Origin of the sequence: Knoellia sinensis KCTC 19936, assembly GCF_000768705.1 — a bacterium.
Lineage (GTDB): Bacteria > Actinomycetota > Actinomycetes > Actinomycetales > Dermatophilaceae > Knoellia > Knoellia sinensis.
In genome coordinates, this window is the sequence record NZ_AVPJ01000007.1 from 16,571 (window position 1) to 28,371 (window position 11,801).

The 11,801-nt window shown below is 68.9% G+C and carries 11 protein-coding genes; 4 read left to right on the forward strand and 7 right to left on the reverse strand.

Going from position 1 to position 11,801, the window contains the following annotated elements; all coding sequences use genetic code 11:
- Positions 1-96: 96 nt before the first annotated feature.
- The 3 genes from N802_RS10550 to serA form a co-directional block, all read right to left on the reverse strand.
- A complete protein-coding gene (locus N802_RS10550; protein ID WP_245613909.1) occupies positions 97-198 on the reverse strand; it encodes a 3-isopropylmalate dehydrogenase in 102 nt (33 codons plus the stop codon).
- A 296-nt stretch (positions 199-494) separates the two neighbouring features.
- Positions 495-824, reverse strand: coding sequence for an HU family DNA-binding protein (locus N802_RS10555; RefSeq protein ID WP_425402477.1), 330 nt, complete (start codon positions 822-824; stop codon positions 495-497).
- Between the two features lie 107 nt (positions 825-931).
- Positions 932-2,515, reverse strand: a complete 1,584-nt coding sequence (gene serA, locus N802_RS10560) for a phosphoglycerate dehydrogenase (RefSeq protein WP_035915888.1) — start codon at positions 2,513-2,515, stop codon at positions 932-934.
- A 222-nt stretch (positions 2,516-2,737) separates the two neighbouring features.
- Between serA and N802_RS10565 the strand changes: the two genes are divergently transcribed.
- Positions 2,738-3,520, forward strand: coding sequence for an SDR family oxidoreductase (locus tag N802_RS10565; protein WP_035915891.1), 783 nt, complete (start codon positions 2,738-2,740; stop codon positions 3,518-3,520).
- Positions 3,521-3,529: 9 nt separating this feature from the next.
- On the opposite strand, the gene N802_RS10570 is transcribed toward N802_RS10565, so the two are convergent.
- Both N802_RS10570 and N802_RS10575 read right to left on the reverse strand, forming a co-directional pair.
- Entirely contained in the window at positions 3,530-4,006 is a 477-nt protein-coding gene (locus N802_RS10570) for a DedA family protein (RefSeq protein ID WP_245613910.1), read from the reverse strand.
- Between the two features lie 45 nt (positions 4,007-4,051).
- Positions 4,052-8,158: an nSTAND1 domain-containing NTPase gene (locus N802_RS10575; protein WP_035915893.1), complete on the reverse strand. Its 4,107-nt coding sequence runs from the start codon at positions 8,156-8,158 to the stop codon at positions 4,052-4,054.
- 186 nt (positions 8,159-8,344) lie between these two features.
- On the opposite strand from N802_RS10575, the gene N802_RS10580 reads away from it, so the two are divergent.
- The 3 genes from N802_RS10580 to N802_RS10590 all read left to right on the forward strand — a co-directional run bounded on the left by N802_RS10580 (position 8,345) and on the right by N802_RS10590 (position 10,053).
- Positions 8,345-8,686: a hypothetical protein gene (locus tag N802_RS10580; RefSeq protein WP_035915896.1), complete on the forward strand. Its 342-nt coding sequence runs from the start codon at positions 8,345-8,347 to the stop codon at positions 8,684-8,686.
- A gap of 103 nt (positions 8,687-8,789) precedes the next feature.
- Positions 8,790-9,506 (forward strand): alpha/beta fold hydrolase, encoded by a 717-nt coding sequence (locus N802_RS10585; RefSeq protein WP_035915899.1) that lies wholly within the window; start codon positions 8,790-8,792, stop codon positions 9,504-9,506.
- Positions 9,507-9,651: 145 nt separating this feature from the next.
- A complete protein-coding gene (locus N802_RS10590; RefSeq protein WP_035915902.1) occupies positions 9,652-10,053 on the forward strand; it encodes a hypothetical protein in 402 nt (133 codons plus the stop codon).
- A gap of 94 nt (positions 10,054-10,147) precedes the next feature.
- On the opposite strand, the gene ilvC is transcribed toward N802_RS10590, so the two are convergent.
- Positions 10,148-11,236, reverse strand: a complete 1,089-nt coding sequence (gene ilvC, locus N802_RS10595) for a ketol-acid reductoisomerase (protein WP_169743416.1) — start codon at positions 11,234-11,236, stop codon at positions 10,148-10,150.
- 52 nt (positions 11,237-11,288) lie between these two features.
- The gene (gene ilvN / locus N802_RS10600) at positions 11,289-11,801 is read right to left on the reverse strand and encodes an acetolactate synthase small subunit (protein WP_035915906.1); all 513 of its coding nucleotides are present in this window, start codon (positions 11,799-11,801) and stop codon (positions 11,289-11,291) included.

An 11,801-nucleotide genomic window follows, 5' to 3' on the forward strand; every position in this document is an offset into this window, starting at 1 on the left:
CATCACCTTAGAAACTCATCTCGTCATGCGGGACTGCGGTCCCACAATGCGAAACCCCGCCGTGCGCATGCTCGGCGGGGTTTTCGCTGGTGCTGGTCAGGCGTCCGTGTGGTCCTGGTCGCGCAGGTCCAGCGACTCCTGCAGGGCGCGCTGCGCCTGCTTGGCTTCTTCGCTCATGGTGTTCCGTCCTTGTGACATGTGGCAGGTGGAGGTCGGTCGGCTCGAGCCCGTCGTGTGGGCGAACCGGTCAGCGGCGTCGCGGGGTCTCCGCGGCGAGGGAGCTGACTACCGGACCTCGCCGCGGCTGGCGATGAGGAGTACCTGCCGCTGCATGCCTTCGAGGTTAGGAGGACGTCCAACTATCGGGAAGTGGCCTTCCACGTTGTGAGATGTCGTCTCACGTGCACATTCGGAGCCGCTCAGGCTCCACACGCACGTATGCCGTGCGCTCACCGAGAGGGTGAGCACACGGCATACGTGAAAGGCGTGAAGCCTCAGGCCTTGGCGAGCTTGCGCTTGAGCTCGGCGCCCGGCTTGAAGGCGGCCGACGTGCTGGCCGCGATCTCGAGGGCCTCACCGGTCTGCGGGTTGCGGCCGGTGCGAGCCGCGCGGCTGCGCGTCTCGAAGATGCCGAAGCCAGGCAGCGAGACCTTGTCGCCGTCGACGAGCGCGTCGGTGATGGCGCCGATCACGGCGTCGATGGCGCGGTCGGCGTCGGCGGCGCTGACCTCAGCGCGCTCGGCAACCTTGTTCTTGAGCTCCGTACGGTTCAACGAACCCTCCTGAATTGCGTGCAATTGACGCCCAACCCTAAGCACAGACACCGACAGTCCTCACAACTGCCCAGACACACGTATGCCGTGCGCTCCCCACGAGAGGTGAGCACACGGCATACGTGAATCGCGTCAAAGACGCTGTGTCACAAGCGAATTCAGTCCACCAGATCGACTGTCTGAACCTCTGCGTCGACCTCGGAGGCGATCGCCTTGACGACGTCGGCAGGGATCTTGTTGTCGACGGTGAGGACGACGAGGGCGGTGCCGGAGTCGTCGCGGTCGACCTGCATGCCGCCGATGTTGACATCGGCATCGCCGAGCAGTCGGCCGATGACACCGACGACGCCGGGGCGGTCCTTGTAGGAGAAGAAGGCCATGTGGTCGCTGATCGGGACCTCGAGGTCGAAGCCGTCGATGCCGATGACCTTCTGGACCATCTTGGGGCCGGTCAGGGTGCCAGCGACCGAGATCGTCGTGCCGTCGGCCAGGGTGCCACGCAGGGTGGTGGTGTTGCGGAACTCCTCGGACACGGCGTCGGTGAGCAGGCGCACCTCGCAGCCGCGGTCCTTGGCGAGCAGGGGCGCGTTGACGTAGGTGACCGGGTCCTCGCTGATGTCCGTGAAGATCCCCTTGAGCGCCGCGAGCTCCCACACGGAGACGTCGTGCTCGGTGATCTCGCCGCGCACGTCGACGTCGAGCTGGACCGGGACCGACCCGGCCAGACCGGTGAAGATGCGGCCGAGCTTCTCGACGAGGTCGATGCCCGGACGGACCTCCTCGGCGACGACGCCGCCCGAGACGTTGACGGCGTCCGGGACGAGGTCACCACCGAGCGCGAGGCGCACGGACTTCGCGACGGCGACGCCGGCCTTCTCCTGGGCCTCCTCGGTGGAGGCGCCGAGGTGCGGCGTGACGACGACGGACTCGTGCTCGAAGAGCGGGCTCTCGGTCGTCGGCTCGGTGGCGAAGACGTCGATGCCGGCGCCGGCGACACGGCCGTCGCGCAGGGCCTCGGCGAGCGCCTCCTCGTCGACGATCCCGCCACGGGCGGCGTTGATGACGCGCACCGACGGCTTGACCTTGGTGAAGGCCTCCTTGCCGAGCAGACCTGCGGTCTCGGGGGTCTTGGGGAGGTGCACCGTGATGAAGTCGGACTCGGCGAGGAGCTCGTCCAGGGTGACGAGGCGGGCGCCGAGCTGGCCGGCCTTCTGCGCGGAGACGTAGGGGTCGTAGGCGAGGATCTCCATGCCGAAGCCCTTGAGGCGCTCGGCGACGAGCTGGCCGATGCGACCGAAGCCCACGACACCGACCTTCTTGTCGAGCAGCTCGACACCGCCGTACTTGCTGCGCTTCCACGCGCCACCCTTGAGCGCCTGGTTGGCCGGGGCGATGTTGCGGGCAGTGGCAAGGAGGAGGCCGACCGCGAGCTCGGCGGCACTCGTGATGTTGGAGGTCGGGGCGTTGACGACCATGACGCCGGCCTGGGTGGCGGCGGGCACGTCGACGTTGTCGAGGCCGACGCCCGCGCGGGCGATGACCTTGAGGTTCTTGGCCGCGGCGATGGCCTCGGCGTCCATCTTGGTCGCCGAGCGGATGAGCACGGCGTCGACATCGGCCAGCGCGGGAAGCAGCTGGGAGCGGTCGGACCCATCCGTGTTGCGGACCTCGAAGTCGGGTCCGAGGGCGTCGATGGTGGCGGGGCTGAGTTCCTCGGCGATCAGGACGATCGGCTTGCTCACGTGCAGTCCTTAGGGGTTCACGGGATGGGGTCCGTAGGGGGTCACGGGAAAGGGCGGCACGACGCTGTGCGCAGCCCCGAGTCTAGGGCCGCGTTCAGTATGTGGATGGTGCCGACCGGTATGTGACACGACACAACGCCGGCTCGCTGCACGGGTCCGCGATGTGATGCCTGCCTCGTCGCCCAGTGAGTTGAGGCGTCGTGGGGGGAGCAGGATGTCTTCATGCGCATCGTCGTGACAGGTGGATCGGGCGACCTCGGTGGTCGCGTCGTCAGGGTGCTGAGGGCGAGGGGGCACGAAGCGGTCTCGGCGAGCCGACGGTCCGGGGTCGACCTGTCGACCGGCGCGGGGCTTGAAGCCGTGCTCGACGGGGCAGACGCCGTCGTCCACGCGGCAGGCTCCTATGTGAAGCCCCAGAGCGTTGACGTCGCAGGGGCCCGGCGAATCGGTGAGTCGCTGAGCCGACTCGGGTCCGCTGCCCATGTCGTCTCGATCTCCATCGTCGGGGCGGACCTCACGCACTACCCGTTGTACCGGGCCAAGGTCGATTCGGAGACGGCTCTCGAGGTCGCAGGCGTGCCCGCGACCATCGTGCGGGCCACCCAGTTCCACCCCGTGGCTGCCCTCGTCGGCGGCGCTCCGCGTGTGGGGCCGGTGGCCTTCCGCCTCGGGGACATGCGCATCCAACCGGTCGACATCGACTGGGTGGCCGAGCGCCTCGCCGACCACGTCACTGGACCCACGCCCAGCGGGTTCACGCGCGCCACAGACCTCGCCGGCCCCACGGCATACGACCTCTCGACGATCTCGGCGCTCATCGCGGCGCACGACGGACGCAAGCCCCCGCGGATGGTTCGGGTACCCCCCATCGGCGGGGTGATGCGCGGCTTCTCCGAAGGAAACAACCTCCCTCGCCCAGACGTCGAGACCGGCGGGAAAACCTTCGAGGAGTGGCTCGACGCGCAGCCGCGCCCACTCCCCCGGGCGATGCACACAGCGATCTGACGGGCAGGGTCAGACTGTCGAGTTGGATCGGCGCTTCGCGGCCCGGCTGAGCCACTCGGTCGCTGCGGCCACCAGCCCCAGCACCGCCAGTGCCACGAGCAGCCACCACCAGGAGCCTCCGGTCAGCGCCGCCCACAGGGCGGCCCCCACGGAGGTGTAGAGGGTGGCCCAGAGCAGGGAGCCGACGGCCGTCGCGGGCAGGTAGTGCGGAAGCGGCATCCGGAGGGCGCCGGCGGCAGCATTGATGAGGGTCTGGACCCCGACGGTGAGGAAACTGATGGCCACCACCGGGGCTCCCCAGCGATCCACGAAAGCCTCGGTCCGGTGGACCGCTGGACGGTCGAGGGTTGCGGCCAGCCGGGTGTGCCCACCCCCGGCGCGCAGCCCACGGCCGGCCCAGTAGGTCGCGTTCGAGCGCAGCATGGCGATGACCCAGAACGCCACGAAGACCGCCCACAAAGGCCAGTCGTCGATGAAGTCAGTCACGGGGACACTCTAGGTAAGGCCACCCTCACTGCCACCCTGGGGCTACTACTTCGGGCACGTCTTCCGGTACGGGATTGACTCGCCGAAGATGCCCCGCCACTCGTCGGTCGTCAGGTTGCGACCCGCCCGGGCACAGGCAAACTCAACCCAGGTCCGCGGGTCAGTGTCCCAGCGCCGGACAGTGCCATCGGCCGCCGCCAGGAGCAGGGTCCGACTGTCCGGAAGGAAGACTGCCGACGCGGCCGTGCGTACTCGTGAGACGAGGATGGACTCGCTCTGGTCACCCGTCAGGCCGTCCCAGACCCGTACCCATCCGTCGTGTCCGGTCGTGACGATCCGGGCGCCGTCGGGCGAGAAGTACACCCGGCCGATCGAGTCCTGGTGCTCGGTCGTTGGCTCCCTCAGCCAGTCCCCGGTGGCGAGGTGGACGATGCCGAACGCCCCCTTTGTGCCGCCGATGGCGAGAAGACGCCCATCGGGGGAAACGTCGGCATGGCCAGCGTCGAAGCCGAGATCCTGCTGCCGGACGACACGACCGGCCTCGACGTCCACGAGCGCGAAGCCGTAGCTCTGATCGCGTTCGAGGAAGACCACCGCCCGCCCCGGTCCACCCCACACCACCTCGCGCAGGTCGCCGTCCACGTGGACACGGGGGCCGACGGGGACGAGCGTGTCGGCGTCCACTTCGTAGACCCACCCGGCACGTTCCCCGACGACGAGACCGCGCCCATCGGGCGTGTAGGCCAGGGCCTCGATGGCTCCGACTCCGACGTCCTTCTCCATGACGCGAGTACTGCTGCGCCAGTCCCAGACGCGAATCGTCCGGTCACCAGGCACCGCAAGCTGGTCGAAGTCAGGTGGTCGCCAGACACCCCAGTTCTGGTAGATGCCCTCAAGGGGCGGGAGCATCTTGCCGGCGACAACGTCGAGGAGCTGAATGGTCTCCGCACGATCCCCTGATCCGGGAGTCGGGGAGGAGAACGCGACGACCTCTCCGTCGGGCGACGGAACGACAAGGTCCCCATGGCTCTCCGGTCCCCCCGGAACGACCGGTTGGAGCAGGCGACGCTCGCCGCTGACGTCCCAGGCGCTCAGCCGGTCGAGAGTGACCGTGTAGAGCGTCGAGCCGTCCGGGCTGAACGCCATACTCGACAGGTCCTCCGAGAACCCTGAGATGCGCTCGCGCCCGGCCCCCTCGACGTCCCACACCGTGACGGTCAAGTCCTCGGCGCCACCGGCGAGCTTGGAGCCGTCCGGGGAAAAGGCCAGGCTGCGGGTGAAGTCGGTGGGGTTCGGCAGGCGCCTCGTGACCTTGAGGGACGACGCATCGATGACGAGGACCTCGTCACCACCGAGGGCGAGGCTGCGGCCGTCGGGACTGATCGCCAAGGGCCCGTGGACCACGCCGTCCACGACGCCCTTCCCCAATGCGGCGGCGGTGGCCGTCCCGATCGTGCGTCCACTCCCCACGTCGAAAGCGAAGAGTGCCGGCGGCGACTCGACCCATGCGTAAAGGGTGGCGCCGTCGGGGCTCAACAGCCCTGCCCCGATCCGCTGCGGGGGGAAGGTTCGCACGAGCCGCGTTCCTTGCCACACGGACAGGCGACTCTCGTCCGTCGAGGCCTGCCAGCCCGCGGCCCCCAGAACCGTGCCGTCGCCACTCGCCGAGAGGCCCCAGAATCCATCAGCCGACATGCCTGTGAAGGGTTCGCGTGCCCTGGTGGCCAGATTCACGACGCCAAGGTCCCCGTCCCAGGTATTGATGGCCACCTCGTCACCCCGGCCGAGGAAGGCGACGCCGTTCGCAGGATGCGCGACGCGTGCGGTCTCGGCAAGGGAGGCAGGGTCCCGGATCGAGACGTGCGTTCCCTCCGCCAGAGCCAGAGAGCCGTCCGCCCCCACGGCGATCTCGAAGGCTTGCGGCACGCGCACCGACGTGATCAGGGCGGGCCATCGCTGCAGGGCCGCCAGGAGTGCGCTCCGCGTCTCTGCACCGTCACTGAGGCCGATCGCCTCGACCCCGGCCAAGGCGGCAACGGCCGGGTCCTTGCCGTCGTGGGCGGCGGCAATCGTTCGGGCTGCGGCGGCTGCTCGGGCAGCCTCGTCCCGCTGGCGAACCCCGAAGGCCACGGTCACGGCGGCCACGATGGCGAGGGTCGTCAGCCCCGCGACGAGACCGCGCGTCGTCATGACATGCCTGCGCCGTCGGCGAGCAGCCGCGGTCTCCCGGGAGAGTTCCTCGGCGTCGCGGCGTTCCGAATCGGTCAGGAACACCTCTTCAACAGGAGTGAGCTTCGCCGCCGACCGCCGCCTCCACTCCAGGGCTCGGCTGAGCCGGACACCGCGATAGAGCTCGCTCTCGGGTCGGCCGAGGCTGTCCCAACTGTCGGCCGCGCCGGCGAGGTGACGCAGGACCCGCTGGCCCTCGATGTCGTCGTCGAGCCACTCCTTGAGGCGAGGCCAGGCCCGGACCAGGGATTCGTGGGCGACTGCGACGGCCCCGTCCGCAACCGTGACGAGCCGGGCCCGCACGAGCACCTCGACGAGTTCCTGCACCTCCCCCGCCCCGAGGACACGCGCCGGGATCCAGTTCCGGACCGGCTCTCCGTCGGGTGCCACGGACACCAGGCGAAGCAGCAGGTCGTGCAGTGCCGCGCGTTGGTCCTCACCGAGACTTTCGTGGACGCGCTCTGCCGATCGCGCGACGGCTCCTCGGATGCCGCCGGACGCGCGGTATCCGTCGACGGTCAGGGTGCGACCCTCGCGGCCCTTCCAGGTCTGGTGGAGAGCATGCGCCATCATCGGCAGGCCCCCCGGCTCGTCGAACACGTCGCCCACGAGCACGTCGACGAGGCCTGGCTCGACCACGAGGGCCGCTTCTGCCGCCGGGCCCTCGATTGCGGCCCGGAGGGACGCCTCGTCCATCGGGCCCAGCAGGAAGAGGCCGCGTTCGACGAGTCTGGCCAGGGCGGAAGGTTCGGCGACGTCGCCCACGTGGTCGGCGCGAATCGCGAGGACCAGGCTCCCCGTGTCGGCGAACTCGACCAGGCCCGAGTTGAAGGTGGCCTGCTCGCGGTCGTCGCTGCACGAAGCCACGACCTCCTCGAACTGGTCGACGACCAACGTGCGTCCGGGTGGCCCGGCCAATACGGAGTGCAACGCCTCGACCGGCCTGTCGCGCACCGGCAGGAGTTCGACCCGACGCCCGTCACGACGCAACGAGGCGATGATGCCCGCTCGGACCAGGGAGGACTTGCCGCAACCAGACGGCCCCACGAGCACGAGCACACCGGACTCGTGGAGTCGGCGAAGACACTCGTCGAGCTCCTTCTCCCTCCCGAAGAAGTACTCCCCGTCGTCAACGTCAAAAGCTCGGAGACCCGGGTACGGGTTCTCGGGTCGGGGCTCCGGTAGGGCGACGGCTGCGACGAGCGAGGCATCCTGCCGCAGGATCGCGTCCTCCAGCTGGGCGAGCTCAGGACCAGGATCAAGCCCGAGTTCCTCCGCCACGTGACGGCGTGCGTCCCGGAGCGTCTGGAGGGCATCTCCCTGCTCCCCCGAGAGGTATTGGGCCACTGCCAGCAGGGCCCAGCGACGCTCTCGCAGCGGTTCCTGCGCCACCCTGGCCCGCGCCTCCGCGATCACCTCGGCATGCAGGCCCGCACGCAGGCTTGCATCGAGCACCGCTTCTTCTGCGTTTCGGCGCATCTCGTCGAGCCGTTCCGCCTCGAAGCGGCCGGGCTCCCAGTCCGCGAGTTCGGCCAGCGCTCGACCTCGCCACAGCCCCAGGGCCTCCCTCAGCACGTGGCGCGCTCGGTCAGCATCACCGGCTGCCAAGAGGGAGTGACCACGGTCCACCAGGCGCACGAAGCGCACCGCGTCGACCGCATCACCGTGGGCGGTCAGGCGGTAGCCGTGGGACGTCGTCTCGATGGAGTCGGAACCGAGGAGCTTGCGGATGCGCAGGATGCTGCTCGGGATGAGTTTCTTCCACGACGCGGGAAGAACCTCGCCCCACAGGGCCTCGGCCAAGCTTTCCGCACTCAGCGCCTGACCGCCGGCAGCGACGAGTGCCTCGAGGACCACTTGGTCGCGCGGAGACAGTGCGTAGTGGTCATCGACGAGGAGCGGACCGAGCACGGCTATGCCCATGGTGCTCAATGTCCGCCCCTCTCAGAACCCTGTCAATTGCCCCGATATCGAGCCGATATCGAGACAGCGAGGGCAGCCGACATCCGGCATCAGACCGGTATCTGCCTGCACTCGAATGGTGCACAAGCCGCACCCGCCCGGGGCGGTTCCGGACCGACCAAGCCGGTCACCAGGAAGGAGCGCGTCATGCGCACTGACAACCGCAGGACCACTCGCCGCGTCGCAGCGGCACTCGCCACGATGGCCCTCACCGGGCTCATCACCATGACCCCGGCCCACGCCGAGACCGACCTCAACGGCGACGGAACCATCTCCCCCGCCGAGATGAAGATCTGGGAGAACCAGCAGGGCACCACCACCCCGGTCGTGCCAGCACCTGCCCCAGGTACCGGCTCGCTGGTCCCCACCGACGACAACGCCATCGAGTACCTGCAGGTCGCGCTCGGCGTCGTGGGCGGCATGGTCGTGGTCGGCAGCGTCATCGCAGCCACCTCCGCCCGCCACCGTCACCAGGCCCACCCCGCATGAGCGCGCGTGAGGGCGCGGTCAGCACGTTCCCCCGGAGACGCTCCGGGGGAACGTCGCGTTAATGGCCTCGCGCGTGTCGGTGCCCAGACCTAGGGTCGAAAACATGGACACCACCACCTTGCCCAGCATCGTTCTCGTCCCCGGACATTGGCTGAGCGCTTGGGCGTGGGCGGACGTCGAAGCCAGGCTCACCGACCTCGGGTTCACCGTCGACGCTGTCTCGCTCCCGGGCACGTCCCCCGGCGACGGCGACGGCGAAGACACGACGCTCGACGATCAGATCGATGCGCTGTCGGACGCTGTTGCCCGACAGCCCACTCCCCCGGTGCTCGTCGCGCACAGCGGCGCAGGTCGCGTCGCTACGGGTGTCAGCGACCGGGCGCCCGAGTCCGTGCGCCGCGTCGTCTACGTGGACAGCGGTCCCGCTGCCGACGGGTCGGCTTTCGACGAGTCCGCTGGGGACACCCCGGGCGAGTTACCGGAGTTCGCTGACCTCGAGGCCGGGGGCGCGAGCCTCGAGGGCATCAGCCCGGCTGCCCTCGAGGAGTTCCGGACACGGGCCGTGCCCGTGCCGCCGGGGGTTCTCATGGGAGTGCTTGAGCTGACCAACGAGGCCCGGCTCGACGTGCCGAGCACGATCATCGCCAGTTCGATCCCGTCGGAGGCCATGATGGGCCTCGCCCAGCAGGGGCACCCCATGTTCGCCGAAGTGGCCCGGTTCCGTGACCTCGGCCTGGTCGACCTCCCCACCGGCCACTGGCCGATGTGGAGCCGGCCGCAGGACCTCGCCGACGCGATCGCCGCCGCCGCGCAGGGTTGACCCCGGCGTCACGGGCGCCTGCCGATACCAGACGGATACCGGCAGAGCACCGCCCCGATACCCCTGAGGAGTCCAGTAGTGGGTGCCAGACCCGACCGGGTCCGGTCTCCGATCGGTCCGCCGGTCACCCACGAAAGGACGCGTCATGCGCACCAGCACCACTACCCGGCGGGCAGCCGGGATCCTCGCCACCACCGCCGTTGCCGGACTGCTCACCGTGAGCCCGGCCTTCGCCAAGCCGGATTCTGGAGGGCCGATCCAGCCGGGCGGCACCACGTCGACTCTCTCACCGGCAGACGTCAAGGTCCACGACAGTTCGAGTGAACGGAGGGTCTTCGAGAGCGAGATCATCCAGAAGAACCTCGACGACCTCCGCAAGGACAAGGGGTCGGCGCCGGCACCAGGCCCGGCCGCGATCACCCTCCCCGACAGCGGTGTCAACTACCTCCAAATCGGTCTCGGCGCCCTGGGCGGCATGGCAGCCGCCGGCGCCCTGGCAGCAGCAGTATCGGTCCGCCACCACCGCCACGCGGCCCACCCCGCGTGAGGGCTGCATGCTGCCGGAGGTCAACTGAAGGGTCCGGAGGGAAATGTTCCCTCCGGACCCTTCACGTTCCCTCATGGGGAGCAAAAGTTGAGGCTCAGCGGGCGGCCGAACCCTCGACGTAGTCGCTGTCGGTCTCGGCCGACTTCACCCACGACATGAGCTGGCGGAGTTCCTTGCCGGTGCCCTCGATCGGGTGCTGAGCACCCTTCTCGCGCAGCGCCTTGAACTCGGGCGCACCCGCGTCCTGATCGTCGATGAAGCGCTTGGCGAACGCGCCGTTCTTGATGTCCGCGAGAACGGCCTGCATGTTCTCCTTGACCGAGGGGTCGATGACGCGCGGGCCTGAGACGTAGTCGCCGTACTCCGCCGTGTCGGAGACCGACCACCGCTGCTTGGCGATGCCACCCTCGATCATGAGGTCGACGATGAGCTTGAGCTCGTGCAGGCACTCGAAGTAGGCGACCTCGGGCTGGTAGCCCGCCTCGACGAGCGTCTCGAAGCCATACATCACGAGCTGCGACGCGCCACCGCAGAGGACGGCCTGCTCACCGAAGAGGTCGGTCTCGCACTCCTCCGTGAACGTCGTCTTGATACCGCCGGCGCGCAGGCCACCGATGGCCTTCGCGTAGGACTTCGCGAGGTCCCAGGCGGCACCCGACGCGTCCTGCTCCACGGCGACGAGCACCGGCACACCACGACCGTCGACGTACTCACGGCGCACGAGGTGGCCGGGGCCCTTGGGGGCGACCATGATGACGTCGGAGCCGGCCTCGGGCGTGATGTAGCCGAAGCGGATGTTGAAGCCATGGCCGAAGAGGAGCGCGGCGCCCTCCTTGAGGTTGGGCTTGATCTCGTCGGCGTAGACGGTGCGCTGCACCTGGTCGGGCGTGAGGATGACGACGAGATCGGCCTCCGCGGTCGCGTCGGCGACGGACTTGACCGGCAGACCCTCGGCCTCGGCCTTGGCCTTGCTCTTGGAACCCTCGGCGAGGCCGACGCGCACGTCGACTCCGCTGTCGCGCAGGCTCAGGGCGTGAGCGTGCCCCTGGCTGCCGTAGCCGATGACGGCGACCTTGCGCCCCTGGATGATCGACAGGTCGGCGTCGTCGTCGTAGAACATCTCAGCCATGATTTCGGCTTCTCCTCGTGTGTGATTGCGTTGGTCTGTGGTGCTGAAAAGCACTGCGGCGTATGCCGTGTGCTCGCGTTCGTGGGTCCCTCGCGGGCGGTGGTGCTCAGGCTCCGCGCAGGGCGCGGTCGGTGATGGATCGGGGGCCTCGTCCGATGGCGACGATGCCCGACTGGACGAGCTCGCGGACGCCGTAGGGCTCGAGCACTCCGAGCAATGCGGTGAGCTTGTCGCCGTGACCGGTCGCCTCGATCGTCACCGATTCAGTGGCGACGTCGACGACCTTGGCGCGGAAGAGTTGCACGAGTTCGAGGACCTGGCTGCGAGTCGCCGAGTCGGCCCGGACCTTGATGAGCATGACCTGGCGCTGGACGGCCGACGACGCGTCCAGTTCGACGACCTTGAGCACCTCGACGAGCTTGTTGAGCTGCTTGGTGACCTGCTCGAGCGGCAGATCCTCGACGTCGACGACGACCGTGATGCGCGAGATTTCCTCGTGCTCGGTCTCACCGACCGCGAGGCTGTGGATGTTGAAGCCGCGCCGCGAGAAGAGGCCCGCGATGCGGGCGAGGACACCGGGCTTGTTCTCGACGAGCACCGACAGGGTGTGCTGCGACAT